The 25,293-nt window shown below is 64.5% G+C and carries 21 protein-coding genes; 6 read left to right on the top strand and 15 right to left on the bottom strand.

Annotated elements, in window-relative coordinates; genetic code table 11:
* Window positions 1-68: 68 nt before the first annotated feature.
* From CQ015_RS14795 to CQ015_RS19600, 6 genes are all read right to left on the bottom strand, one after another.
* Complete coding sequence (locus CQ015_RS14795) at window positions 69-1,457, bottom strand: deoxyribodipyrimidine photo-lyase (RefSeq protein ID WP_105650499.1); 1,389 nt, start codon at window positions 1,455-1,457, stop codon at window positions 69-71.
* An 84-nt stretch (window positions 1,458-1,541) separates the two neighbouring features.
* Window positions 1,542-2,285 carry an anti-sigma factor domain-containing protein gene (locus tag CQ015_RS14790; RefSeq protein WP_096288379.1) on the bottom strand — a complete coding sequence of 248 codons (744 nt, stop codon included), beginning with the start codon at window positions 2,283-2,285 and terminating at the stop codon, window positions 1,542-1,544.
* Window positions 2,286-2,876, bottom strand: coding sequence for a sigma-70 family RNA polymerase sigma factor (locus CQ015_RS14785; protein WP_105650498.1), 591 nt, complete (start codon window positions 2,874-2,876; stop codon window positions 2,286-2,288).
* 181 nt (window positions 2,877-3,057) lie between these two features.
* A complete protein-coding gene (locus CQ015_RS14780; protein WP_096288383.1) occupies window positions 3,058-3,741 on the bottom strand; it encodes a fasciclin domain-containing protein in 684 nt (227 codons plus the stop codon).
* 461 nt (window positions 3,742-4,202) lie between these two features.
* The gene (locus CQ015_RS14775) at window positions 4,203-5,120 is read right to left on the bottom strand and encodes an LLM class flavin-dependent oxidoreductase (protein ID WP_105650497.1); all 918 of its coding nucleotides are present in this window, start codon (window positions 5,118-5,120) and stop codon (window positions 4,203-4,205) included.
* 237 nt (window positions 5,121-5,357) lie between these two features.
* The gene (locus CQ015_RS19600; RefSeq protein ID WP_374955694.1) at window positions 5,358-5,867 is read right to left on the bottom strand and encodes an ATP-binding cassette domain-containing protein; all 510 of its coding nucleotides are present in this window, start codon (window positions 5,865-5,867) and stop codon (window positions 5,358-5,360) included.
* Window positions 5,868-5,989: 122 nt separating this feature from the next.
* Between CQ015_RS19600 and CQ015_RS14765 the strand changes: the two genes are divergently transcribed.
* From CQ015_RS14765 to CQ015_RS14755, 3 genes are all read left to right on the top strand, one after another.
* Window positions 5,990-7,759, top strand: a complete 1,770-nt coding sequence (locus tag CQ015_RS14765; protein ID WP_105650495.1) for an ATP-binding protein — start codon at window positions 5,990-5,992, stop codon at window positions 7,757-7,759.
* Window positions 7,760-8,265: 506 nt separating this feature from the next.
* A complete protein-coding gene (locus CQ015_RS14760) occupies window positions 8,266-8,742 on the top strand; it encodes a hypothetical protein (RefSeq protein ID WP_105650494.1) in 477 nt (158 codons plus the stop codon).
* A 176-nt stretch (window positions 8,743-8,918) separates the two neighbouring features.
* Entirely contained in the window at window positions 8,919-10,820 is a 1,902-nt protein-coding gene (locus CQ015_RS14755; protein ID WP_105650493.1) for a glycerophosphoryl diester phosphodiesterase membrane domain-containing protein, read from the top strand.
* Between the two features lie 52 nt (window positions 10,821-10,872).
* On the opposite strand, the gene CQ015_RS14750 is transcribed toward CQ015_RS14755, so the two are convergent.
* Genes CQ015_RS14750 through CQ015_RS14740 form a run of 3 tightly spaced genes read right to left on the bottom strand, consistent with a single transcriptional unit; the run spans window position 10,873 to window position 13,882 of the window.
* On the bottom strand, window positions 10,873-12,108 hold the full coding sequence (locus tag CQ015_RS14750; protein ID WP_096288389.1) for an ABC transporter permease: 1,236 nt from the start codon (window positions 12,106-12,108) through the stop codon (window positions 10,873-10,875).
* The gene (locus CQ015_RS14745) at window positions 12,105-12,812 is read right to left on the bottom strand and encodes an ABC transporter ATP-binding protein (protein ID WP_105650492.1); all 708 of its coding nucleotides are present in this window, start codon (window positions 12,810-12,812) and stop codon (window positions 12,105-12,107) included. The genes CQ015_RS14750 and CQ015_RS14745 overlap by 4 nt, the downstream gene beginning before the upstream one ends.
* Window positions 12,812-13,882, bottom strand: coding sequence for an efflux RND transporter periplasmic adaptor subunit (locus tag CQ015_RS14740; RefSeq protein ID WP_105650491.1), 1,071 nt, complete (start codon window positions 13,880-13,882; stop codon window positions 12,812-12,814). Before CQ015_RS14740 ends, CQ015_RS14745 begins: the two co-directional genes overlap by 1 nt.
* 216 nt (window positions 13,883-14,098) lie before the next feature.
* On the opposite strand from CQ015_RS14740, the gene CQ015_RS14735 reads away from it, so the two are divergent.
* Window positions 14,099-15,283, top strand: a complete 1,185-nt coding sequence (locus tag CQ015_RS14735) for a cation:proton antiporter (RefSeq protein WP_105650490.1) — start codon at window positions 14,099-14,101, stop codon at window positions 15,281-15,283.
* Between the two features lie 174 nt (window positions 15,284-15,457).
* Window positions 15,458-16,600 carry a phosphate ABC transporter substrate-binding protein PstS gene (pstS, locus tag CQ015_RS14730; protein ID WP_105650489.1) on the top strand — a complete coding sequence of 381 codons (1,143 nt, stop codon included), beginning with the start codon at window positions 15,458-15,460 and terminating at the stop codon, window positions 16,598-16,600.
* Window positions 16,601-16,612: 12 nt separating this feature from the next.
* Here the strand turns inward: pstS and CQ015_RS14725 are convergent, their stop codons facing one another.
* Genes CQ015_RS14725 through CQ015_RS14705 form a run of 5 tightly spaced genes read right to left on the bottom strand, consistent with a single transcriptional unit; the run spans window position 16,613 to window position 22,888 of the window.
* Window positions 16,613-18,265 (bottom strand): ABC transporter ATP-binding protein, encoded by a 1,653-nt coding sequence (locus CQ015_RS14725; RefSeq protein WP_105650488.1) that lies wholly within the window; start codon window positions 18,263-18,265, stop codon window positions 16,613-16,615.
* Entirely contained in the window at window positions 18,262-19,941 is a 1,680-nt protein-coding gene (locus CQ015_RS14720; protein ID WP_105650487.1) for an ABC transporter ATP-binding protein/permease, read from the bottom strand. Before CQ015_RS14720 ends, CQ015_RS14725 begins: the two co-directional genes overlap by 4 nt.
* A 3-nt stretch (window positions 19,942-19,944) precedes the next feature.
* Window positions 19,945-20,955, bottom strand: coding sequence for an ABC transporter substrate-binding protein (locus CQ015_RS14715; protein WP_105650486.1), 1,011 nt, complete (start codon window positions 20,953-20,955; stop codon window positions 19,945-19,947).
* Entirely contained in the window at window positions 20,952-21,776 is an 825-nt protein-coding gene (locus CQ015_RS14710) for an ABC transporter ATP-binding protein (RefSeq protein ID WP_105650485.1), read from the bottom strand. Before CQ015_RS14710 ends, CQ015_RS14715 begins: the two co-directional genes overlap by 4 nt.
* Window positions 21,773-22,888, bottom strand: a complete 1,116-nt coding sequence (locus CQ015_RS14705; protein ID WP_258138616.1) for an iron ABC transporter permease — start codon at window positions 22,886-22,888, stop codon at window positions 21,773-21,775. Before CQ015_RS14705 ends, CQ015_RS14710 begins: the two co-directional genes overlap by 4 nt.
* A 263-nt stretch (window positions 22,889-23,151) precedes the next feature.
* On the opposite strand from CQ015_RS14705, the gene CQ015_RS14700 reads away from it, so the two are divergent.
* A complete protein-coding gene (locus tag CQ015_RS14700) occupies window positions 23,152-24,519 on the top strand; it encodes an MFS transporter (RefSeq protein WP_181150438.1) in 1,368 nt (455 codons plus the stop codon).
* Window positions 24,520-24,533: 14 nt separating this feature from the next.
* Here the strand turns inward: CQ015_RS14700 and CQ015_RS14695 are convergent, their stop codons facing one another.
* Window positions 24,534-25,199, bottom strand: coding sequence for a histidine phosphatase family protein (locus CQ015_RS14695; RefSeq protein ID WP_105650482.1), 666 nt, complete (start codon window positions 25,197-25,199; stop codon window positions 24,534-24,536).
* Window positions 25,200-25,293 lie beyond the last annotated feature (94 nt).

The raw sequence follows: 25,293 nt of genomic DNA, 5'->3' as shown, positions 1-25,293 counted from the left end.
GGGGGCCGCCTACTGGGTATTCGGAACTGTAGCGCATCTGGATTGGCGGATGCGGAAGTTTTTGGATATTAATTGCGCTGCCGCAATTTCATCTCGCTGTAGGCTTCCAGCGCTTGTTCGCGTGATTCCTTGAGATCGACCAGTGGTTCCGCGGCCAACGGCGCGTACCGGGCCACATAGGATCCGCGCGGATCAAATTTCTTGGCCTGCAGTTCGGGATTGAAGACCCGGAAGTACGGGCTGGCATCGGCTCCGCTGCCGGCGACCCATTGCCAATTTGCGCTATTGCAGGCCACATCCGCGTCGACGAGCGTATCCCAGAACCACTGCTCGCCGACTTTCCAATGGACCGCCAGGTTCTTCACCAGCAGGCTTGCGGTGACCATCCGCACGCGATTGTGCATCCAGCCGGTGTGCCAGAGCTGCGCCATCCCGGCATCCACGAGCCCGAAGCCGGTACGGCCGCGCTGCCAGCAGGCAACTTTTTCTGCCACCTCTTTGCCGTCTGCGGGCCAGGCCCACGCGAAATCGTCGAATTCGGACCGCAGGTTTTCGGTGGGAAGCTGCGGGTGGTGGTAGTAGAGATGCCAGCAGAAGTCCCGCCAGGCCAATTGGCGGCGCATGGCGGCCGCTCCCTGGGCGGCACCGGGGGAGCGGGCGGCATATTTGCTGAGCTCATCCCATACCTGGTGGGCGCTGAGATGGCCCCAGCGCAGCGCCGGGGAAAGGGCGGAAGTACCATCGAGGTCCGGGCGGTCGTGATGCTCGGCGTAGTCCTGCGCTATCGAGGAGAGGGTCTCGGCCAAGCGTTCCTGGGCCGCTGGCTCCCCTGGGGTCCAGGTCGCAGCAAGCCCCTCCGACCAATCAGGGGTTGTCGGCAGCAGTTTCCAATCATCGAGCGATTCGCTGGGCGGGAGCGGAAAGCCCGGGCGCTGCTGCGGCGCCGGCGCGGGCAACGGCGGGCGTAGTTCCTGCGCGCGCAGCGAATTGTAGAAGGGCGTGAAGACCTTGTATCCGGTCCCGTTCTGGGTCAGCAGTTCCCATGGTTCATGCAGCAGTGCGGCGGCGTAGCTGTGCACGGTGATCCCGTCGCCGCGAAATTGGAGCTTGAGTTCCGCGTCCACCGCGCGTTCGGCTTCGCCGTAGCGCCTGTTCCAGTGCACCGCGTCCAGGCTGCCGTCCTGGCTCAGCTCGGCGAGGATCCTGGCCGCGGGGCCGCGGCGCAAGATCAGCGGGATGCCGAGGTCATCCAGTGATTCGCGCAGGCTGAGCAGTGCCTGATGCAGCCACCAGCGCGCGGCGCCGCCGAGCGGACGGATGCCGGGGGATTGCTCATCGAGGATGTAGAGGGCAACAGTGTCTCCTGCGTCCCGCGCCGCGTGAAGCGCCGGATGGTCCACGGTGCGCAAATCATCGCGGAACAAGACCAGTTGAAGTGCCTGTGACGGTTGGCTCATGGATTCTTCCTCATGAACAAAGCTTAGTGTATATCTAGCTAGGCTAACTAAATAACGCCCATGGAGGTCAATCGCACGGTATCTCTAGCCGGCGAGCACCATCACCGGATCGGTGGTCGGGGCTTGCGAGCCACCCGCAGGTTCAACCGTCAAGGCTATGGCCGTGCCCTCGGGCATGACGGGGAATTGCGCGGTCCAATTGCCATGGGGCATCACGTCGGCGGGAACCGGGGACTCGCCGGCGGCTATGGTCCACAACTGGTAATCGTGCTGATCGTCGATTGCCGGCAGATCCTGTCCCAGGACAACCGACCCTGTCGAGGAGGCCAGCAGCATCATCTTGCCCTGCCCTTCTGCCATTTCCGAGCTGATGACCTTCACCTGCTGGCCGTCGAGGATGGAAAGCAATTCGTTGCGCTGGGTCTCGGCGGTGGTGGCCCGCTCGTGCTGGTTCACCGCAATGGTTGTCGGCACCGCGATCAGCACCACTGCCGCCGCCGCGGCGGCCAGCCAGCCGAATCGAGGGGCGCGGCGCTGCTTCTGCTCGCGCCGCTCGCTGAGCGAAATCGGTGCCTGGTCGGCTTGGGCCGGCAACGCGGCGAAGATCTTGTCGCGCAACTCCGCCGGCGGCTCGACCGAGGCCGCCTGGTCGATCTGCGCGATCGTTTCGCGGTAGCCGCGAAGCCAGTTGGCGGCTTCCTGGTTGGAGCTGGCCAGTTCCTCGGCCTGTTGGCGTTCTTCGGGGGAGTCGAGGGCTTCCAGCGCCAACCCGGTCAGCAGCTCATGCTCGTGGGCGCTCAATGAGCCGTCAGTTTCCTTGTAATTCATTTAGGCCACCTCCAAACATGTTTTCAAGCGCTGCAGGGCGCTGCGGATTCTTGATTTCACCGTAGCCAGCGGCATCTCCCGGCTTTCGGCCACCTGGGCGTAGGTCCGCCCGCCGTAGTAGGTGTCCAAAACCGTCTGCTTTTCCTTAACGGTCAAGGTGTCCAAGCAATGGCGCACCCGCTGCGAATCGACCTGTTCCATGAGGACCTCATCGATTTCGGGGACTTCCCGCTCGACGGTGAAGCTGCGGTCCTCGCGCTGGGTTCGCGCTTCCTCGGAGCGAATCCGGTCGATCGCCCGGCGGCGGGCGATCGTCGAAGCCCAGGCATAGATGGTGCCGGAACCTGCGCGATAGCCTTGGGCGTTGTTCCAAATCTCGAGCATGACCTCTTGGGTCACCTCCGAGGCTTGGGCCGAATTGCGTATCAGCCGCACCGAGATTCCATAGACGATCGGAGACAGCTCTGCGTACAGCGAATCGAACGCCTGATGCTCGCCGTCGGCGACCCGCTGGCAAACATCGGTCCAATACTCGGCGGAACGGTCGCCAACCGGAGGCCTTGTGCCAGCCGCGCTCCGTGGTGATTCCATGGAGTCGAGCCTAGCACCGGGACTCGCATACAGGCGTACCAAATTACCTCTGTTCGTAGTTCATGCCCCGGACGGCCATCCCGAGTTCTGCCCATTAAACGTCTAGTGGCCGGTGTTTGAAGAGTGAACCACCAAACACCGACCAGCTAAACGCCTGGAGAATTGCTGCTACCGGCTGAGGTTACTTCTTTGCCGGTGGCATCAGCACTTCGTCGACCAGGTAGACGGTCGCATTGGCGGTCTGCACGCCACCGCAGATGACCGAAGCACCATTGACTTCGAGCTCGTCGCCGCTGCCGGTGACCTCGAGATCCTGGCCTGCAACGGTGGTGTAGGAGCCCGAAAGATCCGAAGGAACAATCTGGCCGGGGACCACATGGTAGGTCAAGATGCCGCTGAGCGTATCTGCGTCCTCAACTACCGCGTTGAGGTCCTTTTCCGGGATTGCTGCGAAAGCGTCGTCAACCGGGGCGAAGACCGTGAACTCGTCACCATTGAGGGTGTCCACGAGATCTACATCAGGGTTCAACTCTCCCGACACGGCGGCGGTCAGGGTCTTCAGCAGCGGGTTGTTCGAGGCTGCTACCGCCACCGGGTCCTTGGCCATGCCTGCGACCGATCCGTCGCCGCTTGGAACTGCCTCGGCGTAGGCGGCGCAACCGGAGCCAACGAGATTCGCTGCGGGATCCATTTCCGCGTCACCCATGGCAGATTCGCTGGCCATGGCCGAGCTGCTTGGTGCGGCCATGGAGCTGGAGGCCGAAGGCTCGGCGGTTTCTGATCCGGTCGAGCAGGCGGTGAGCCCCATCGCGGCCACTGCCATCAGTCCGAGAGCACCGGCGAAATTGCGATTCATGCGTTTCATGTCTATCTCCTTGCCTTACGACGACTACTCTCGCCGTACTTCCCCGACCCTGTCGGTGCGGGCTGTCATGAAGCATTCGGAGCCGGATGGGCAAAGGATTGAAAAAGTTCTAAGAACTTTTCGGGGAGCTTGAAATCTACCGTTTTCTGGCGGATTACGAGGCACTGAAAGTATCGGGTGGTGTCAGTTCCTCAACTGGTACCACCCAGTAGGTCACGTTATGTGCTGGTGTGATGCGAGAAATTCCCATCGGCAATTCCGGCCCGGCTAGGCGCTCGCCGGCTCCCTGATTTCCAGCATGGAGGCGGCCAGCTCAATGACCTCACGTCCGCCCGCGTCCAGACGCTCAGAGACTTGGAGCCGCCGGGAATCAGGCTGGATCATCGCCAATCCGCAACATGATCGGACCAAGGAATTTATTGTCGAGAACTACGCACTCAAGCGGCAGGAGATCTTCAAGATCAGTCCTTCAGCGCGTCTGCCAGGAGCCGGTAGGCCTCCAATCGGTCTTCGGGGTCACTGGCGAGTGTGTTGAGCATAAGTTCATCAGCCCCATGGGTGTCCGCCAAAGCCAAAAGCTCGGCTCGAACCTTGGACGGAGTCCCAACGATCAGTGCCTGGCTGCGCTCCTGGGCCCTCGCGCGTTCCGCCGTGCTCCACTGGTAGCGTGCGGCGGTGGCCGTTGAGGGGATGGGACCGTCGTGCCCAAAATCCTTGCGCACCCGCCAAAGCAGCAGGGCTTCGGCCAGAGCCCTGGCCTGTTCCTCGGTTTCGGCGGTGACAAAGCGGACGGCTAAGACAGTGTGTGGAGTGTGCCCGGAAGCTACTGCTGCCTCACGATAAGCGCTGGTCGCGGCCTCGCCGCCGGTGGGGCGCAGGAAGTGGCCATGAACGTAGCCGGCACCGAGCGTTCCCGGCAACGGCGCGGACGAACCGCCGGCGCCCAACACCCATACGCGCCCGGCAGGCTCGTTGTTTGAAGCAGGGTGGCTAGCATCGAGCTCGTGCACCAACGACGCAACCTTGGCGGCATAATTTGGGTCGCTGAGCGAGGCGCGTCCCACACCGGTATCCACGCGGTCCGGATGAACCGCCGCGAGCAGGCCCATCGCTTCGGTGACTTTTTGCGCTGAATAGTAGGGCAGGAGGATGGCGCCGGTACCGATTCTGATCTTGGCTGTGCGCTCTAGCGCCAGGGCAGTCATCATTTCTGGGGCGGCGCTGGCGAAGGACTGCGAATTGTGGTGCTCGGCAAACCAGATGCGATGGTATCCAAGCGCGTCAGCATCCTGTGCCAGTGCTAAGCCGCTGGATAACGCGGCGGCCCGAGTGGGCGCATGCTCGGTGAGTGGAACCTGGTCAAGGATTGAAAGTCTCATGCCGACCGACGTGCTAACTGGTGCTTAGCGGTAAGCCTTAGTGGCATGATGAAGTCCTCTCGACGGTGACGGGTCCGTGGGTGAGCTTACCCCGTTGAGCAGCCAGGTGCTGGATGCTGGACCGCAGTTGACGGTCACAGCGGGGCGCGACATTTGCCAACGTAGAGCTCAGGATCTGTATATATCGTTGTGCAGGGTCGTCACTTTTACCAGCGGCGAATAATTTTCGACATCTACTTAGGCTCGCCCGCAGCGTCGCGTCCCACACCGACCCGATGTTCGGCCAGCGCGGATTAGTTCACGTCGTATTGAGGGTTCGACGAGCAGGTTCATGATTATCTGGTCCGCTTCGAGGTCCAGATTTGGAGTTGCCGTGTCAATTAGGAGGATCTTTGGGTTGCGCAGCAAAACGCGGGCAATTGCGATACGCGTCCGATGTCCTCCAGAGACGCCCGTGCCGGTCATCTGTATTTCATGGGCAGCGCTGAAGAATATCGCACATTGGTTGTTCAAATTTTGCGAACGGAGATGAGTTGTTGAAAACTGACACGGTATTCGGGTGAAGCAGCCGCTGATTAAAGGATTTGTCGAGCAATCGGCGGGAACCCAAGACCGGGACGGACCGGGTATAGAGGAGCAGAGGTGGATTCGAGTACGATTTGACCTCGTGTTGCTACCTATCGGAGTGTAGCCAACCAGCCTGAGGAACTCTGGTCGTATTTCAATATCCCAACCACCAACTTCCACTACTCTAACTATTACTTTCACACTATCGCCGCTTACTTCAACAACTTTCACAATTATTGCTGGGAAGAGTGAAAGTAAATGGTTAGAGTAGAGATGTGAGTAGTTCAAGTGATAGTCGAGATATGAATGTCCCTACGGAGACTAGCCAAGGCGAGCTAAGCGCAGTGGTAGATCGATTGCGTGCCATTGACACGGATTCACGTTTCATAGAGGTTAAGTCGGCCGCCGGGGGGTTCCCCAAATCGATCAGGGAAACTATCAGCGCGTTCAGTAACAGCGCTGGGGGTGGACTAGTTCTGCTGGGGCTAGACGAAAGATCAGGTTTCGAGCTCTCCGCTGGATTCGACGCACAAGCCATCGCAGAAGCGGCAATCGCTATGGTTAGACCGCGAAAGCTCAAAGAAGAAAGTGGTCCGATAACGCCGACGCCGATTGTGGACGTTAACATCGCTCCTTTTGAAGGCGGCAAAGTGGTGATGCTTGAAGTTAGCGAACTTGAACCGCATCAGAAGCCTTGTTTCGTTACCGACAAAGGGCCTAGCAATGGAAGTTTCCGTCGACTGCACGACGGCGACCATAGACTCAATGAGTTTGAAGTCTACACATTGCAAAGTAATCAAAAGCAGCCCAAAGACGACGTGCAACCTGTTGAGGGTGCAACCCTGGAAGATCTCGATTCGGAAGCTATACAGTCTTTTCTGCGGAAACTACGTACCGGTCGCGGAGCAATCTTCTCTAAGCTCAGTGATCAAGAGACGTTGGTCAGAAACGGGATTTTGGCCGCCGATGGTAGAACACCAACACTTGGCGGTTTGTTGAGCTTCGGAGTCTATCCGCAACAGTATTTGCCGCAGCTGATGATTACAGTCGCCGAATTTCCAGGAACGGATAAAGGAACGGTCCTTGAGGGAGTTAAGCTCCTGAACCGGCAGACCATTGAAGGGAACATACCGCTCATGCTTGAAGGTGCGGTGACCGAAGTAATTAAATCGCTTAAGGTTCGTCGCGTAGTCCGTGGTGCAACAGTGGATGAAATTCCAGAGATCCCGGTAGTGGTGATACGCGAGGCCATCGCCAACGCATTGATGCACCGCGACTATTCAGTTTTCACACAGGGAGAGCAGATCCGTGTCGAATTATTTACGGACCGCCTTGTGGTAGAGAATCCCGGAGGAATCTATGGAGGCAGGGATCGAGAGGACCTGTGGCGTGGAATTTCCTTATCTAGAAATGGCATGCTTGCGCGCTTACTGCCGATGGTGAGAATGCCGGGTAGCGAGACAACGGTTTCCGAAAATTTAGGTACCGGTTTGCAAACGATGCTGCACGGCATGCGGGAAACCGGGTTGGATGCACCCATTATCTATTCGTCACTTCAGCAATTTAGCGTCACGCTACCGAGATATGGCCTCATGACCGAGAGCGTGCGAGAGCGGATGCAGCAAATTGGAGCAGGAGAACTCCACCTTGATCATCAGCGCGTCATTGCTTTAAGGGACACTGGACAGCCTTTGTCAGTGGGCAGTATTCGACAGCTTCTTGCCATCGATGGCGAAGATATTCGAGACATACTTGAATCGTTGGTCAAGGGTGGTTGGCTCGAGTATCCGAAACGCCGCAATGATCCATATCCGGACGGACCTCGCTTGCGCGAGCTTCCCGGAATCAACACTAAGTCGAATGCTCCGAGTCGCGCGTCAGCCGGTAATGCCGAAGGCCTCATTCGTGCATGCTTTGAATCTCATGAAGAACTCAATACGCAGGCTGTTGCCGCGTTGACTGGCTATCACCCAAATACAGTCAGACGTTATGTAAGTAAACTTGTCGAAGCAGGGTGGCTTGTCTCTGTTGGGTCAACCACCAGTCCGCAGCGAACCTATCGAAAGAAATAAACGACGCCTTTCTTCTGCGGTGTGCGACCGGCTTGCCGCCCAGGCGATCGCACATCTTCGACCTGGTCTGGTACAGGCCTGTGGACTCCACGTTCTTGCAGTAAGACTTGTACTTCCCGGTGATCGAATCCAGCGCTACGGGTGAGAGTGAAGCGGGCCGTTTGGACACGCGGTGAGTGGCTGGACATGACATCGCCGGTGGCGGGACGCCACAGGCCCATGCGGAACATGACGGCCGCTCGTTATTGTAAGTCTGCAGCAGTGACTCGTCGATTCGTCCGGGTTATGTGCTGCCGCTGGCCATGAATCTGCTCCTTAAATAAGACTGCCTGCAGAGTAAGAGTAGCCGGAGCATCACGCTGCTTATTTGTTTGTTTTGTAGTACTTCGGGTGGAGCTACTAGCGCCGAGATCTCCATTCACGGGGCGAGGTGAAGCCGTCCATCCTGCTTGTACTGTGGATCTTGCCGCGAAACCCAACAAAGCAAACATGAGCGAAGGAAAAGAATGAAAATTGCCCAGAACACGAAGACGAAACGAATCTCGAAAATTCTCGGGGCAAGTTCATTGCTTGTTGTCTTGGGTCTATCGGCCACCGCCTGCGGCATGGTTGAGTCCTTCGGCAGACAGACCGCGGATGCCTGGAGCGTCACCTACGAAGTGTCGGTGACCGGGGGAACCGTCAATGGCATTGATGACGTGAAGTACCTGGAGGCACCGACTCGAGGCGAAGTTTCCAGTGAAACCGCGGTTGGCGAGGTGGCGACAACAAATGATCCGGCAAAAAAGCGGAGCGCCACATGGCAGGAAACGGTCATGGTGACGGCCGAAGAAGAAGCCGGAGTCTCAGCCGCCCCACGTGTCGGAGCCACAGCCACCTGCCGAGTCCTGCTCGACGGCGTCAAGGAAATCGCGGCGGTCACCGGGGAGCCCGGAAAGCCGGTGGAATGTGCGGTTAGCACGCCGGCCTTCGCCAAAAAATAGCAGGACCGCACCAGCCATTGGCACCGATCCGCCGAAGATGGCCGCCGCCCGAAGATCCCAGCCGCAGGGCGCGCAAGTCGTGCAGTTCTAGAATAGGAAGAGACCAAGGCCAACTACTTCCAAAACGTTGCACTGGCGCCATATTGCACACGAAACCTGAAAGTAGGACCCGGACGATGAAGGAACCCTCGGGAGGCGGTGAAGCGGCCCAAAGCGCCGGCCCCGCAACGCGTGGTTCGGACCGGTCCGGGCAAGGCCTCGGACGGTTGGCTGCGCCTTCGGCTCTTGGGCTCATCACCCATGGGCTGCGCCTGGGGCATGCGCACGTTCTGCGGTATCTCGCCGTCATCATCACCCTGCAGCTGGTCAACGCACTGGCCGTGATCCCCGGGGTCAAGGCGCTATTCACCTTGGCCTTGGAATCCTGCGGGCTGTCGAACCTCACCGATCGCAATTTGCCGGTGATGCTTGCGGACCCGAGCGCCGTCTTATTGCTCCTGTTGATCGCCGTCCTGGTGCTGCTCGCGATGGGCCTGCAGTTCTCTGCCCTCATCGTCATGGTCAATCGACAGCAAGCCGGCCTGCCACCAACCATGCGCGGCATAGTCAGCGAGACCTGCAGCGCCTTGGGCCGCTTTGCCCGGTACCCCTCGCCGCTGATCATGGCCTACCTATTCGTGGTGCTTCCGCTCGGTGGGCTCGGCCTGTCTTCCGTGCTCATCCAAGGCATCGATATCCCGCCGTTCATCACCCGGGAGTACCTGAAGACACCACTGAGCGGCAGCTTGTATGCCGCCATCATCGGCGCAGTGATCTACCTCAATCTGCGCCTGATGCTGACGCTGCCAATGTTCGTGGTGGGCCGGCGACGGCCCTATCGCGCGATCGTCGAGAGCCTGCGTGCCACCCGGCGGACTTTCTGGCGCTCCGCGGCGCTGCTGGGTGTTCCGGTGCTGGCTTCCGCCCTGTTGATGTCATTTATCGTCGAGTTCCTGGTGTGGGGCTCGGCCGCCGCTGGCGGATTCCTGGAGGCCGAAGGGGCGGCCTGGGCCGCTTCGCTCAGCATCGGTGTTGGCCAGGGCCTGGGATTCCTGGTCATTGGCGCAACGACCGTGGTCATCATCCAGGTGCTCGTGGCAGCTACCCGGTCCCGGCTCGGGCTGCCAAATGATTTGGCCAGCTTGCGGGAACCGGCGCCCGCCATTGGGTCAAGGCTGCTCCGTGCGATGGGAGCCGCGGCTGCCTGCGCACTGGTGCTCGCCGGAAGCGTGAATGCGGCCCCGGTTATGGCCGGCACCTTTTCGCGTGCCGCCGACACCGCCATTCTGGCGCACCGTGGATTCTCCGGCGGCGGAGTGGAAAACACCATCGGCGGGTTGGAAGCCGCCGCAAAGCTGCAGCCGGACTACGTCGAGGCAGATTTCCAGGAGACCAAGGACGGCCACTTCGTGGCCAGCCACGATACCAATCTGCTGGTTGTCGCCGGACGCAACGAGAACATTTATGACATGAGCGTTGCCGAGGTCACCGCCGTGACCCAATCCGTGGGAGGGTTCACCGGCAAGATTCCCACCATGACCGAGTACCTGAACCGGGCAGCGGAACTGCAGATCCCGCTGCTGGTTGAACTCAAGGTGACCGGGCATGAGTCCGCCGGCTACCTGGATCGTTTCCTCGCCGAGGTGGATGCAACGGGGAGTGCCGAGGCGAATATCTATCACTCGCTGGATCCAGAAGCCGTGCGCGAGATCAAGCAGCGCCGCCCGGAACTGCAGGTGGGGCTGACGATTGCCATGAGCATCGGAGCCATTCCCGACGTCGCAGCCGACTTCATCGTCGTGGAACAGGCCTCCTTCAATCCAGCGGTGCTGCGCGCGGCTCAAGCCGAAGGCAAACCGGTCTTTGTCTGGACGGTTAATGACGAGGCGACCATCCGCGAACTATTGAGCCTCGGAGTGGACGGCATCGTGACCGACAGCGTTGACGTGGCCTTGCACGACAGGGAACTGGTCTCCAGCAGCCCGCGCTCCGCCTACCGGGTGGGGGTAGCCCTGGCCCACCTGGATCTGTTCCGGTAGCCAGGACCCCCACCGGGCCAACCCGGGTGGGGCCTGCCCGGCAAGCGGCGGATCAGACGCGGATCGCGTCGACGATGCGTACCCGGGCGGCCACCAGGGCGGGCAAAACGCCGGTCAACGCGCCGACGGCAATGGACACGCCCATGCCCAGCAGCGCGGCCTGCACCGGGAACCCGGGCATCTCATCCAGCCCGGTGGCCATCACGGCATTGATCAGCTTCGGGTTTGAGACCAGGGCCACGGAGATCAGCACCCCGAGCCCGCCGGCCACGGCGGTGGCCACCACGCTTTCCATCATCACCGAGAAGAACACCCGACCGGTGGTGGCGCCGAAGCTGCGCCGGATCCCGACCTCGCGGATCCGCTGCTTCATCGTCACCATGGCCACGTTGAGCAGGCTCAGCGAACCCAGCAGCAAAATGATGCCGGCGATCGAGCTGACCACCAGGGCGAACTGCTTCAGGGACTCGTCGTTGCCCCAGGCCAAATAGTCCTGGCGCTGGGAATCGACGACGTAGCCGGGAAGTTCCGCCTGCATCTGCCGGGCGAAATGACTGGCCAGTTCCTCGGAGCCCTCGATGGGCACCCACATGGCATAGCTGACATCGCTGAGCGGGGCGGCGGCCGCGAACCAGTGCTCGTAGGTCTCGGGCAGCATCCACATTTGCCCCATCGATCCGTAGCCCCGTGTGGAGGTGGCGCCGATGACGGTGACCGAAACGTCGCCGCCGAGGCCGCGCAGCTCGATGGTCGCCGGCAGCGTGCCCTCTTCCATGCCCAGCGCGCTGAGCGTGGTCTTGTCCACGACCACCGCGGGGGAGAGGTTCTGCGCGTCGGCGTCCTCCAGCCAGCGTCCGTGCTGGGCGAAGATCCGGTGCATCGGGCCATAGTCCGGGTCGACCACCTGCATCTCGGTATCCACCGACAGGCCCTGGCGGACCGCCTGCGTCCCGAAGGTGCGGCCGATCAGCGAGGTGTACTCGATCTTGAAGCGCTCGCTGGTTTTCTCGAAGGCCGCGGTGATCTCCGCGGAGCTCTGCGGCGGTCCTTGGCTGGCGGGGTCCATGGCGTAGGTGCTGATCATCGCCGGACGCCCGTTGCGCTCGAGCTGTTCGGTCATCAGCTGCTGGGCCATTTGCGCTCCGGCCACCGCGGTGGTCAGCGAGGCCACCGCGATGGTCACCCCGATCAGCGAGAGCAGCACCCGCAGCCGGTGGATGCGCAGCTCCTGCCAGGCCTCGAGCAAGGCGGCGATGAATCCGGTGAAGATGCGGGCCAGGGTGTTCATCGCGCGGCCTCCTGGCTCAGCGGATGCAGCCGTCCGCCGTCGAGGCTCAAGCGCTCGCGGGCCAGCGCCGCAACATTGGAATCGTGGGTGATGGTGATCAGCGCGGCGCCGGATTCGACGGTGGCCGCATCCAATAGCTCCATCACCGCGCGGCCGGTGGCCACGTCCAGCGCGCCGGTGGGCTCATCGGCGAGCACCACGCGCGGGCGGCGGACCAGGGCGCGGGCGATGGCCACGCGCTGCTGCTCGCCGCCGGACAGGGTCTGCGGCATGGAATCGAGCCGGGCGCCAAGCCCCACCCGGTCCAGCGACTCGGCGGCCAGCCTGCGGCGTTGCCAGAAGTCGCGGCCGCTGGAGTACATCAGCGGCGCCATCACATTCTCCAGCGCGGTGCGTCCGGGCAGCAGGTTGAACTGCTGGAAGACAAAACCCAGGTCCCGGCCGCGGGCCGCGGCGGCCTGCCGGGCGCTGAGCTTCGTGGCGTCCTTTCCCCGCCAGGCCAGGGCGCCGGAGGTCGGCCGGTCCAGCAGTCCGAGGATGTTCAGCAGCGTGGACTTCCCGGTGCCCGAGCGCCCGACGATGGCGATATGGTCGCCCTCGGCGACGGTCAGGTCGATGCCGGACAAAATGCGCAGTTCGCTGTCATCGGGCAGCCGGACGCTGCGGGTGACGTTCTCAAGCTTCAGCAGCTGAGCAGAACTCATCAGGGGTACATCTCCATTCCCGGGCCTTCAGCCGGCTCGGGAGCGGAGCCCGGAACGTAGCGCAGCACCTCGGCTCCGGCCTCCAGCCCGGAAGCCACCTCGACGACCTTGCCGTCGGTGACCCCTAGCTGCACCTCGGTGCGGATCTCCTTGCCGTTCTCGTCGAGCAGCCACACGGCGCCGCTGCCGACCAGTCCACGGACCGCGGTGACCGGTACGGTCAGCACTTCTTCGGCGGTTCCGGCTTCGATGTCCATGGCCATGGACAGCCCATCGAAGACGACGGTGTCCGCCGGAACGTCGCAGGAAATTTCGCTGCCCGAGGCGCTGGAACCCTGCCCCTCGGAGGACATCGGACCCATCCCCGGGTCTGGCTCCTGCTCCGCGGAGTCGGCGTCCACCGTGGCCGAGGCGGTATCGCCCACGCTCAGATCCTTGCAGGTGAATGGCTCGGGCCCGCCCTCGATGGTGATCGTGGCTTCGAGAGTTCCATCCATGAGCCGGTAGCGGTCCAGCGGGCTGATCGCCCCGACCGCCTTGAAGTGCTGCGGTTGCACCTTGGCCAGGTCGGCGCCCTTGGTGACCTCGTCATCGAGCTCGATAACAAATTTGCCGACCTTGCCGGTGGCCGGGGCGTACACGTCGTGGTAAGTCACCACGGGCTCGGCGGCCTGCGCCGGTTCCTCCCCGGCGGAGGATTCTTGATCGGACTCGGTGGTCTCGGCGGCTTCGGGTTGGGATTCGGCGCGGATCTGGAAGATCCGGTCGCCCTTGCTCACGTGGTCACCGGGTTTCACGAAGGCCCAGTTCACTACGCCGTCGAGCGGGGCGTTCAGCGGCTGCGCCGCATCGAGCTTGATGCTCCCGGAAATCGACAGGGTGTTCTCCACGGTGCCAGTTTCCACCATGATTGTTTCGGCCGGCACCTCGCCGGTGGGATATAGCTGGTCCTCGGCGGCCGAGCTGCTGCCGGTGAAGGCGAGCTTGACGAGGCTGACGGCGATGAGGACGCCGATCAGCAGCCAGGCGGAAGGAAGGATGAAGCGGCGGAAGATGCGGCGTTGGCTCATGCAGTAACTCTTTTCACCATTCAATGAATAGCAAAGCGTCCAGCAAATACCAAGCTTATTTGCGGAATAAGCCCATCTTTAACCGAAAATGTTGGATTTTTACTCTACAGGTCAGCTACGACCTGCTTCTGGAGTAAAAGTACTGCGCCGCGGTTCACGGGTGCCGTTGGCGGTGGCGCGGCGCGCTGCGGGCGTCGTATCGCTTAAGCTGGCGACATGCATCATGAGCTCGTCGAGAATCTCACCTCCGTGTGGTGGATCGCCCTGGCCGCGGCGGTGGCCCCACTGCTGGCCATTGCGACCCGGCGCTATGCGCCCGATGTCGTGTGGCTTCTGGCCTTCGGCACCTTGATCGGGCCGAACCTGCTTGGCCTGGCCGAGCAAACCGAAGCGGTGGGATTCCTGCGCGAGCTGGGCATGGGATTCCTGTTCCTGCTGGCCGGATTCGAGGTCAACACCGCGGACATGCGCGCCGCGCAGGGCAAGCGGGCGGCTGCCACCTGGATGATTTGCGCGGCCCTTGGCATCGGCGCATCATTTTTCATCGTGCAGGGGGATTGGCCCGCCGCGATCGCCTTCGGCATCGCCTCGACCTCCACGGCGCTGGGCACCTTGCTGCCGATTCTGAAGGATTCGGGCACCATGGACACGGCGCTGGGCAAGGCCGTGATGGTGCATGGCGCCTATGGCGAATTGCTGCCGATCGTGGCCATGTCGTTGCTGCTGTCCACCCGGGGTACCTGGGTGGCGGCCGGGCTGCTCGTGCTCTTCGCGCTCATCGCCGTAATGGCCATCGCCATCCCGGCGCGTTTCTTCCGGCGCGTGCCCTTGCTGGCCCGCGCCTTCTCCAAGGCCTCGAATTCCACCATGCAGACGATGATGCGGCTGACGGTGCTGCTCCTGGTCTCGCTGATGCTGGTGACCGCGGTCTTCGAGCTGGACGTGGCCCTCGGCGCGTTCGCCGCCGGGATCCTGGCCAATGCGGTGCTCAAGGCGGTGAAGGCAGAGCATGCCGCAGAGGTGATGCACAAGGTGGAAATCGTGGGATTCAGCTTCCTGATCCCGGTGTTCTTCGTGACCAGCGGCATGAATATCAACCTCGCGCAGGTCGCCGCGCAATGGCCGATGCTGCTGGGATTTGTCGCGCTGATCATCCTCGTCCGCGGCCTGCCGGTGTTCCTGCGCGAACGGTTCGCGCCGCGCAGCTCGGGACGCGGCGGCACGCGCGAGTCGCTGGCCTTGGGTTTCTATGCCGCCACCGGGCTGCCCATTATCGTCGCGGTCACGCAGCTTGCGGCCTCCAGCGGGATTCTCTCCGAGGTGACCGTGTCCGTGATGGTCACCGGTGGTGCGCTGACGGTGCTGATCTTTCCTGCGGCCGCGAAGCTGCTGGCCCGCTGATTGATTTGCCCGGGAGCTTCGCGGCGCCGGAGAATCGCGCACCGCGTGCCTGCCCGATTCGGCGTAAGGTGGTTGCACCAGCGCGAAGTAATGCGTTTCGAGCTTTGAGCATTATGATGCTTGACTTGTGTCTTCAGCTTGTCCAATAATTCATCCAAGATTTGAGGAGCACCCGTGCGCCCCAGCCTCCCCCGCCGGTCGGCATCTGCCCGTTCACCCAAGCTCATAGTCGCCGCGAGCCTGGTTGCGACACTTTTGCTCGCCGGATGCGGCTCGGACTACCCGTTGGGCGAAGCGCAGCGGAATGCCGCCGAGGGCAATACCTCGAATCTCAAAGGCACGCTGACCGGAGGCGGATCCACGGCGCAGAACTCCGCCATGAACGCCTGGACCACCGAATTCGCCACGCTGCACCCCAAGGTCCAGGTGCAGTACGCCTCGGTGGGCTCCGGCGCGGGGCGCGCCGGACTGCTCGCCGGCGGCACCGAATTCGCCGGATCCGATGCGTACCTCAAGGAGGAAGAGGTCCAGCGCTCGATCGAAACCTGCGGTCCGCAGGGCGCGATCAACATCCCCGCCTATATCTCCCCGATCACCATCGCCTTCAACCTGCCCGGGATCAGCGAGCTGAATATGGACGCAGAGACCGTCGCCAGGATCTTCTCCGGCGAAATCCGCTCCTGGCAGGACCCAGCCATCACCGCGCTGAATCCGGGTGTGGAGCTGCCCGATGTCCCGCTCACCGGGGTGGCCCGCGCCGATGACTCGGGTACCACCGAGAACTTCACCGAGTACCTGCACAGCGTCGTCCCTGAAGCCTGGGACCATGAGCCCGATGGCGGCTGGCCGGATGCGACCGGCCTGGAAAAGGCCCAGGGCAACGCCGGCGTGGTGACCACGGTAACCCGTGCTGTGGGCGCGGTGACCTATGCCGATGACTCCCTGGTGGATGAGAACCTGGGCAAGGTGAAGCTGAAGGTCGGCGGCGAATTCGTGGCCGTCAGCGGCGAGGCCGCGGCCCTGGCGGTAGCCGAATCCGAACGCGTCGAGGGCCGCAAGGAGCACGACATCGCCCTGGAGCTGGACCGGAAAACCACCGCCGAGGGCGCCTACCCGCTGGTGCTGGTCTCCTACCTGCTGTTCTGCAGCAGCTATGCTGATGCGCAGACCGTGGAACTGGCCAAGACCTTCGGCCAGTACGTGGTCAGCGACAAAGGCCAGAAGGTGGCCGCCGACTCCGCCAAGAGCGCCCCGATGCCCGAACGGCTGGCCGAGGAAGCCCGCACCGCCATCGATTCGATAACCGCCAGCTCCTAGCCGCGGCGGACCCTAAGCATCCCGGGGCTGGGCCAGCGCGTGCAGGGAAACCACCCGGTGGGCCGCCGCAATGGTGTCCGGGCGATGGGCGATAAGCAGCGTGGCACGCCGAGTCGGCTTCTTCAAGAGCGCCATAATGGCCTGATCCGCGTCGGGATCCAGCGATGCGGTGGCCTCGTCGAGGATCAGCACCTTCGGGTTGCGCAGCAGCGCGCGGGCGATGGCGATGCGTGCGCGCTGCCCGCCGGAGACCCCCGACCCGTGCTCGCCCAGCACAGTATCCAGGCCCAACGGCAACCCGGCGTGCGCCTCGAGAAGTCCGGCGTCCCTGGCGGCCGCTTCGACCTGCGCCGCGCTGGCCTGCGGATCGCCCAAGACGATATTCGAGCGGATGGTTCCGCGCAGCACCGGCGAGGACTGGGGCACCACCGAAATCCCGGCGCGCAAGTCCCGCTCGTCCAGGCCGCGCAAATCCGCGCCGTCCAGCCGGATGCTTCCCGAGTCCGGGTCCCACAGGCGCAGCGCAAGACGCGCCACGGTGCTCTTTCCGCTGCCGGAGACCCCGGTAAGGGCCAGGATTTCACCCGGCGCCAGGTGCAGGTTGAAGTCCTTGAGCACCGGGAGGTCCGCGGTGTAGCCGAAGCCCACCTGCTCGAAGACCAGGCCTTGTTCGCCCGGCCGGGCGGGGGCCGCTAGATCCGGGGAAATCTGCGCGGACTCCGGGGCGGCGGAATCGAGCAGCTGCGCGATGCGCTCGGCCGCGGCGCGCAGGGTCCCGGTATTGCGCAGCAGATCGGAGATCTGCGCCGCCGGAGAGATCCCGGCCACGGCGATGGCGATGGCCAGCGGAATATCCGCGGCCGCGATGCCGGAGCGCTGGGCCAGGACCACCAGGATGGTGCCGAGCACGGATAGGCCGATCAGCAGCTCGCCGGCCGCGCGTTCGGCTCCGATCCGGGAGGCCTCGCGGAGCTGGATGCGCGCCAGCGCGCGGGTGTCCCCGGTCAGCGAGTCCCATTGCCGTTCCAGCGCGCCGGCACCGCTCAGCTCGCGCAGTCCGCGGACCGTGTCCACCAGATCGGCGCGCAGCCGCGCCGCGCCGGCGGCCAGCCTTGCGCCGTCGGTGCTGGCCCGGCGGTCGGTGAGCCAGGGCAGCACCGAGGCCAGGATGAGCAGCGGAACCCAGACCAGCAGCAGCCAGCCGCTGACCTGCACCGAGAGCACCACCCCGGTGCCCAGCACCAGCCCCGCACCGAGCAGTTGCGCCACGGTATGCGCGTAGAGCCATTCGAGCGTTTCGATATCGCCGAGCACCGTGGTGGCCAGGTCCCCGCTGCGCCGGGGGCGCCGGCGCTCGGGCAGGATGCGCGCCAGGACCGCGAAGGCCCGCGCGCGCAGCACCCCGATGATCCGGTAGGCCAGATCGTGGGACACCCAGGATTCCCGCCAGGCCAGCAATGCGCCCAGCACCCCCGCGGCGCAGAGCGCAGCCACTAATCCGGACAGCCCGGTCAGCTCGCCGGCGAGCGTGTGCCCCACCGCATAGGACAGGCCCAGCGCAATGCCCAGGGTGAGCAGCGCGCTGAGCACATTCCACACGATGGCTTCGAGAAAGAGGCCGGGGCGGGCGGCGATGACCGGAAGGAGATTCAGCACCGATTTCATGGGTTCGTCCTTGCCTGCAGGTCCGCGCCGGGGAGCGCTCCGTCGCCGGTGCGCAGCAGGCTTCCGGCGCTGAAGTAGGCCCAGCCGGTTGCGTGGCGCAGGGCGCTGGGCCGGTGCGCGATCAGCAGCAGCGTGCGTTTGCCGGCGAATTCGGCCACCGCATCCATGACCTCCGCCTCGGTGGCCGCGTCCAGCGCCGAGGTCACCTCGTCGAGCACGAGCAGCGGCGCGGGGCTGAGCAGCCCGCGGGCGATGGCCAGCCGCTGGCGCTGGCCGCCGGAGAGCTGCTCGCCGTTTTCGGACAATACCGTGCCGTACCCGGCGGGCAGCCGCCGGATCGTCTCGTGGATGCCGGCCGCCCGGGCCGCCGCTTCCAGCTCGGCGGCGCCGGCCGTGGGGTTGTAGAGGCGCAGGTTCTCCGCCACTGTCCAGGCGAAGAGCACCGGGTCCTGGGCGATGACCACCACGCTGCGCGCGCGGGCGGCCGCGGTGTAGTCGCGCAGCGCGACGCCGTCCAGGCTGATGCTTCCGGTCTGCGGGTCGATCTCCCGCTCCAGCAGCCGAGCCAGCGTGCTCTTCCCGGAGCCGGAGGGGCCGATGATGGCCAGCCGCTGGCCGGAGGCGACGTGCAAGTTCACCGCGTGCAGGCCGCCCCGGGTGCGCGGATAGCTGAAGGACAGCTCCGCCAGCTCAAGCCGCCCGGAGTGCGCCGGGTGCGGCCAGCTGCCGGTTTCCGCGTGCCCGGGGGTGCGGGAGAGCAGGTCCTCCAGCCCGTCCACGGCGCTGAGCCCCTGGTAGCCGGCATGCCAGCAGGTGCCCAGCTCCTGAATGGGGCGGAAGCATTCGCGGGCGAGCAGCAGCACGGTGAGCGCGCCGACCGCCTGGATCTGCCCGGACATCACGGCGGCCAGGGCGGCACCGACGACGAGCACGGTGCCCAGATGCAGGGCCATGGTGCTCAGCGCGGTTTCCACCAGGGACAGCCGCAGCTGGCGCATGGTGCGTCCGCGCAGCTCTTCGTCCTGCGCGGCCAGGCGCTGGCCGGTGCGGGCCGTGGCTCCGAAGCTGCGCAGCAGCGGGATATGCTGCAGGGATTCCAGGTAATCCGAAGAGAGCCGCGAGAAGGCCGCCCACCGCCCGCGCCCGTTCTTCAGCAGCCGGGCATCCCAGGCGCGCGGGGCGAGCACCGCCAGCGCGGCCGCGCCGCCCAGCAGCAGGCCGGCGGCCGGCGAGGCGAGCGCCACGAGCAGCACGACGGCGGCCGGAACTATGAGGACCGTGAGCAGCTGCGGCAGATACCGGGTGTAGTAGGCCTCCAGTCCGTCCACCCCGTCGATGATCGTGGCGGTGGCCGCACCGGTATCCCGTTCCGCGGCCGGCACCGCGTTCAGCTGGCCGAAAAGCCGGGCCCGCAAGCGGATCCGCACCCCGGCGCCGAGGTAGGCCGCCAGCCACTCGCGCAGCCACAAAACCGCGGAGCGGGCCAGCAGCACCACGCCGAGGAACCCGAAGGAGCCCAGCAGGTCCGCCTCCTCGGCCATCAGCGCCCGCAGCCCCTGCGCGGTGCCCCAGGCGAAGGCGATGTGCAGCGCGCAAATGAGCAGCGACAACCCCGCGAGGGCGAGGATGGCCGGCCGGATGGCTCCGGCCAGTTCGAGCAGCCGCCGGTGGATCATGGCCTAGAACGCCTCGGGATACAGCTGTTCGGCGATGTGGCTTACCGCCTTGACGTTGCCCAGCGTTCCGGGGAACACATCGGTGCTGGAGACCGCGATCAGCCGCTTATGCTTCACCGCGGGCATCTGCGGGAAGGTCCGGGCCAGGTATTCGCGGGTGCTCGCCTCATGCTCCGGGTCGTGCACGGTGAACACCAGCGCCTCGGGTTCTTCCGCGGCCAGGGCCTCCGGGGTGATGGTGGCGGCGAAGAATTTATCGAAGGCAGGCTGTTCGGGGGTGAAGATATTCTCCGCCCCGGCCAGGCGCAGGATGTCGTATTCGATGCCCGCGCCGATGCCCTGCAAGGTGGTGCCGTCCACGTAGACCTGCGCGACGCGCAGCTTCGCTACCCCCTCCAGCGCCTCGCTGACCCGCTCCAGCTGGGCGGTGCTGGTCGCGATGAGGTCCGTGGCCGCCTGTTCGGCGGCGAAAATTCCGCCGAGGTTCTGCAGATCGGTGAACAGGTCGGTGACCTCTCCGGTCATCCGCCGGTCCTGGCAACCGCCGGCGGCCACATAGACCGCGGCGCCTGCCTGTTCGAGCTGCTCGATGCTCGCGAAGCCCTGCTCGGCGGTGAACTCGTAGGTGGTGGGCGAGTAGACGAAATCGGGGGCGACCGCCAGCAGGTCCTCGCGGCTTGGCGGCAGCGCGCCGCCGATCTGCGGGACCTCGGCCAGCTGGCTGGCCACCTCGGCGGGCAGCTGCTGCGCGGCGGCCTGGCCCTGGCCGGCCAGCTTGTCGGCCTGCCCGAGCCGCACCAGCAGCTCGGTTTGCGCCGGGTGCATGCCCACCACCGACTGCGGGATCTGCGCGGTGCGCACCTGGCGGCCGCAATTCTCCAGGCTGCTGCCCGCGCCGGAAGCGGCCGGCTGCGTGGCGGGTGCGACTGCGGAGCCGCAGCCGCTGAGCGTGAGGAGGGCACTGGCCAGCAGCGCGGTGCCCGCGAGCAGCGGGCGAGGGGAGGAGAGCTTCATGAGGCGAGGTTGCTTTCTGCGCGGGGAGCGGATGTGGTGGAAATCGAATCGGGGGCCGGGCTCGCGCGGCGGCGGAAGGCGAAGACCGGATCCTGCGGTTCGCCGAGGATGCGCGCCTGCACGCCGTAGACGGAGGAGATCAGCTGTTCGGTGATGATGCGGTGCGGCGGGCCGCAGGCGATGATGCGCCCGGAGTCCAGGATGAGCACCCGGTCGCAGTATTGGGCGGCCAGATTCAGGTCGTGCAGGGCGGCGATGACCGTGCGCCCCAGCCCGCGCACGGTGCTCATCAGATCGTGCTGGTGGCTGATGTCCAGGTGGTTGCTGGGCTCGTCGAGCACCAGCACCGGGGTGCGCTGCGCCAGCGCCCGGGCCAGCATGACGCGTTGGCGCTGCCCGCCGGAGAGGGTGGCGACCATGCGCCCGGACAGCTCGGTGATTTCCGTGCGTTCCATGGCTTCCCGGACGATTTCCAGGTCTTCGGCGGAGTCCTTGCCGAAGGAGTTCTGGTGCGGGGCGCGGCCCAGCAGCACGGTTTCGGCCACGCTGAGGTCGAAGTCGGTCGGCGGGTCCTGGAGCATTACGGCAATGGAGCGGGCAGCCTGCTTGCCGGAGAGCTTTTGCACGTCCTGCCCGTCCACGCGCACCGTGCCCTGCCGGGGCTTGGCCGCGCGGTAGAGCGTGCGCAGCAGCGAGGACTTTCCGCTGCCGTTGGGGCCGAGCACTCCGAGGACCTCGCCGGAGGGGATCTCCAGGCTGGCCGCGTGCACCACGTCGCGGCCGCCGAGGGCCACGGTGACCTGGTCGAATTGCACCTTCATCGGGAGAACCCCGCACGGTCGGCGCCGTTGCGGCGCATCAGCCAGAGGAAAAACGGTGCGCCGACGAAGGCGGTGAGAATGCCCAGCGGAATCTCGGTCGGCTCCGCGACGGTGCGGGCCAGAAGGTCCGCGGTCATCAGGAATGCGGCGCCGGCGAGCACCGTGACCGGCAGCATCCGGCGGTGGTCGGCGCCGACGATGATGCGCGCGATATGCGGAATCACCAGCCCCACGAAACCGATGCCGCCGGCGACCGAGACCACCGCCCCGGTGAGCAGCGAGGCGATGACCAGCAGCAGCGCACGCAACCGGGTGGCGTTGATTCCCAGCGAGATGGCCGATTCGTCGCCGGTCATCAGCGCGTTCAGCGAGCGGGAGAGATAGCCGGTGGCGAGGCCGGCGATCAGCAAGGCGATCGCCGGGCCTGCGAGGCTGGACCAGCTCGCCGCGGAGACGCTGCCGAGCAGGAAGAACAGCACGCTGATGACGTTCTGCGCGTCGGTGGAGATGGTGAGATAACTGGTCACGGCGCTGAGCAGGGTGCCCAGCGCCACCCCGGCAAGGATCATCCGGGTCGGGGAGAGCGTGCCGTTGATCCGGGCCAGCGCCCAGACGCCCAGGCAGGCGCTCAGCGCCCCGGCGAAGGCCGCGGCGTTCATCGAAATGCCGCCGACGGCTGCCGAGCCGAGCACGATCACCAGTACCGCGCCCACGCTGGCTCCGGAGGAAACCCCGAGGATATAGGGTTCGGCTAGCGGGTTGCGCACGGTGGCCTGCATCAGCGCGCCGGCCAGGGCCAGCCCCGCTCCGGCCAGCCCGGCCAGCAGCGCGCGCGGGAGCCGGAATTGCCAGACCGCTTGGTCCTGCAGCGCCGTGAGGCTTCCGTCGCTCATCCACGGCATGCCCGGGATCAGGTGGCCCAGCACGATTTGGGTCGCCTGCCCGAGGGTGACCGGTACCGCGCCGACGGCACCGGAGATGACCACCAGCAGCGCGATCAACGCTGCGGTGCCGGCGCACATGAGAAGCGTGCGCCGGTGCATGTTCCGCTGCGGAAGGCTCGGTGGATCGGCGGGCGCGGGCGCCCGGAGTTGCGGGGTAGCTGAAGTCACAAGGACTAATACTAATGAGAATCATTTGTATTAGCAACCGGGTGGATGAAGGCTCGGGGCCATCTGGCCCGGAGCGCGCCGAAGGCCCGCGGACCCAAGGGATTTTAATGCAGTTTTCCGGTGGGCAGGCGCTGCTGCAACCCTTGTAGAACTATGAAGACAGGCCTAATATCGGGGCTAGGGAGTCGTTCCAAGTCCGGCGCCGAGCGCCCGAATATGTGCAGGAAAATGCTCCCAGACACTCGCTATATCGAGGAGGAGCAATGACTGCAGCAGCTTCCGCATCGGGGCGTATGACGCCGGAACAGAAAAGAGTCGCCGGTGCGACAATGGTGGGCACCACCGTGGAGTGGTACGACTACTTCATCTATGCCAATGCCGCGGCGCTGGTCCTGGCCCCGCAGTTCTTCACGCCGGCCGAAGGATCGCTCGGTTCGATCATCGCCTTCGCCACCGTCGGCATCAGCTTCCTCTTCCGCCCCTTGGGCGCCGTGGTCATGGGCCGGGTCGGCGACCGCTATGGCCGCCGGGCGGTGCTGATCACCACGCTGATCATGATGGGCGTGGGCACCACGCTCGTTGGCCTGCTGCCAACCTATGCAACCATCGGCGTCTGGGCCCCGATTCTCTTGATCTTCCTGCGCATCGTCCAGGGATTCTCGGCGGGCGGCGAATGGGGCGGGGCCGCGCTCATGGCAGTGGAGCACGCCCCGGACAATGCCCGCGGAAAATTCGGCGCCTTCCCGCAGCTTGGCGTTCCGGCGGGCATGCTGCTGGCCTCGGCGGTCAGCGCGATTATCGCCGCGGTGCTCTCCGCGGAACAGTTCATGGCCTGGGGTTGGCGCATTCCTTTCCTGCTCAGCTTCGTGCTGATCCTCATCGGCCATTACATCCGCGTGAAAGTCCAGGAGTCCCCGGTCTTTCACGAGCTGGAGAAGACCAAGCAGACCGAGACCGCCCCGCTGTCCACGCTGTTTAGCAAGCACCCGAAGAAGGTCGTGCAGGCGACCTTGGTGTTCATGGGAAACAACACCGCAGGCTACATGCTCACCGGCGGTTTCATTCTCGGCTATGCGACAAACAAGCTGGAATTGAACGCCGGAGACATCCTCAATATCATCACCATCGGGTCGGTGGCCTGGCTGATTTCCACCTGGTTCGGCGGCGTGCTTTCGGACAGAATCGGGCGCAAGAAGATGTTCATCATCGGCTGGGTGCTGTTGCTTGCCTGGCTCTTCCCGCTGTTCTTGCTCATCGAAACCGCCAACCTCGCCTGGGTGACCGTGTCCCTGGTGGTCTTCGGTGCCTTCATGGGCTTCTCCTACGGGCCGCTGCCGGCGCTCTACGCCGAGCTGTTCCCGGCGCGCATCCGGCTCAGCGGTGCCTCGATCAGCTATGCGCTGGGTTCGGTGGTCGGCGGCGCGTTCGCGCCAACGATTGCCGCCGCGCTGGTGGGCAAGTTCGACACCACCGTTGCGGTATCCACGTACCTGTTCATCTGGGTGGCCGCCTCGCTGCTCGCGACCCTGACGCTGAAGGACCGCACCGGAGCGGACCTGTATCCCCACGATGCGGACACCGAGAACGTTGATCTTGGAAAGCGGAATGAGACCGGCCCGGAAAACCTCTGAGCTGAAAGCGGTCCCTATTCTCGGGTGAAAGTATCCGCGGCCGCGCCGTCGGTGGCCGGATCTTCCAGATCCGCTCCGCCGATGGCTTGCTCTTGCCACTGAGTGGCACGCCAATTTCCGGGGGAGCCCTCGACGATGATGGCCCCGGTGTTGGACACCGAATGCTCCGCGGAGAACGCTGCATCCAGGTTCTCGCACCGGGCTGCGGCCCAGACGCGGATGATGGCCCCGTGGGTGAAGATTGCCGCGGTCTGCGCTCCGGAGGCTGCCACCTCCGCCACGGCTTCATCGAAACGCGCCAATTCGGCTGCCCCATCCGGGCCGCCACCGGGCATCGGGGTTTCCAGCTTCCCGTCGGCCCATCCGAGCGCGATGGAGAGGTAGGTCTGGACGGACTGCTGATCGTTGGCCATCTCCAGCGCACCGGCGGAGATCTCACGCAATCCACTGCGCACTACGACGTCCAGGCCGAGGGCATCCGCCAGCGGAGCCGCAGTCTGCTGGGTGCGCACCAGGTTCGAGGCGTAAATGGCCTCGATGCCGGTTTCGCCAAGCAGGGCCACCAGGGCTTCGGCCTGCTGCTGCCCGAGCTCGGTCAGCGGCGCTCCCGGTTCCGCCGTGTCGAGGTGGTGCCCGACGTTCGAGGGGGTCTGTCCGTGGCGAATGAGGAAAAGGCGCATGGGATCATTGTGCCCATTGCGGCGATGCCTTGGGTAGTGCGCCACGCGTTGAAGGCTCGACGGTGTCATGGCGGCGGTGCTCATTTATGGCGGC

Origin of the sequence: Arthrobacter sp. MYb221 (assembly GCF_002979835.1) — a bacterium.
Lineage (GTDB): Bacteria > Actinomycetota > Actinomycetes > Actinomycetales > Micrococcaceae > Glutamicibacter.
Note: the sequence above shows the minus strand (reverse complement) of the source record. Positions and strands in the feature narration are given on the sequence as shown.

Excerpts from the sequence above, each read along its gene's own strand:
- CQ015_RS14700 (WP_181150438.1), top strand. The coding sequence starts at position 23,152 with ATGACTGCAGCAGCTTCCGCATCGGGGCGTATGACGCCGGAACAGAAA.
- CQ015_RS14775 (WP_105650497.1), bottom strand. The coding sequence starts at position 5,120 with ATGAGACTTTCAATCCTTGACCAGGTTCCACTCACCGAGCATGCGCCC.
- CQ015_RS14740 (WP_105650491.1), bottom strand. The coding sequence starts at position 13,882 with ATGAGCCAACGCCGCATCTTCCGCCGCTTCATCCTTCCTTCCGCCTGG.
- CQ015_RS14785 (WP_105650498.1), bottom strand. The coding sequence starts at position 2,876 with ATGGAATCACCACGGAGCGCGGCTGGCACAAGGCCTCCGGTTGGCGAC.
- CQ015_RS14795 (WP_105650499.1), bottom strand. The coding sequence starts at position 1,457 with ATGAGCCAACCGTCACAGGCACTTCAACTGGTCTTGTTCCGCGATGAT.
- CQ015_RS14710 (WP_105650485.1), bottom strand. The coding sequence starts at position 21,776 with ATGAAGGTGCAATTCGACCAGGTCACCGTGGCCCTCGGCGGCCGCGAC.
- CQ015_RS14715 (WP_105650486.1), bottom strand. The coding sequence starts at position 20,955 with ATGAAGCTCTCCTCCCCTCGCCCGCTGCTCGCGGGCACCGCGCTGCTG.
- CQ015_RS14745 (WP_105650492.1), bottom strand. The coding sequence starts at position 12,812 with ATGAGTTCTGCTCAGCTGCTGAAGCTTGAGAACGTCACCCGCAGCGTC.
- CQ015_RS14790 (WP_096288379.1), bottom strand. The coding sequence starts at position 2,285 with ATGAATTACAAGGAAACTGACGGCTCATTGAGCGCCCACGAGCATGAG.
- CQ015_RS14780 (WP_096288383.1), bottom strand. The coding sequence starts at position 3,741 with ATGAAACGCATGAATCGCAATTTCGCCGGTGCTCTCGGACTGATGGCA.
- CQ015_RS14720 (WP_105650487.1), bottom strand. The coding sequence starts at position 19,941 with ATGATCCACCGGCGGCTGCTCGAACTGGCCGGAGCCATCCGGCCGGCC.
- CQ015_RS14760 (WP_105650494.1), top strand. The coding sequence starts at position 8,266 with ATGAAAATTGCCCAGAACACGAAGACGAAACGAATCTCGAAAATTCTC.
- CQ015_RS14725 (WP_105650488.1), bottom strand. The coding sequence starts at position 18,265 with ATGAAATCGGTGCTGAATCTCCTTCCGGTCATCGCCGCCCGCCCCGGC.
- CQ015_RS14765 (WP_105650495.1), top strand. The coding sequence starts at position 5,990 with ATGAATGTCCCTACGGAGACTAGCCAAGGCGAGCTAAGCGCAGTGGTA.
- CQ015_RS14695 (WP_105650482.1), bottom strand. The coding sequence starts at position 25,199 with ATGCGCCTTTTCCTCATTCGCCACGGACAGACCCCCTCGAACGTCGGG.
- CQ015_RS14750 (WP_096288389.1), bottom strand. The coding sequence starts at position 12,108 with ATGAACACCCTGGCCCGCATCTTCACCGGATTCATCGCCGCCTTGCTC.
- CQ015_RS14735 (WP_105650490.1), top strand. The coding sequence starts at position 14,099 with ATGCATCATGAGCTCGTCGAGAATCTCACCTCCGTGTGGTGGATCGCC.
- CQ015_RS14755 (WP_105650493.1), top strand. The coding sequence starts at position 8,919 with ATGAAGGAACCCTCGGGAGGCGGTGAAGCGGCCCAAAGCGCCGGCCCC.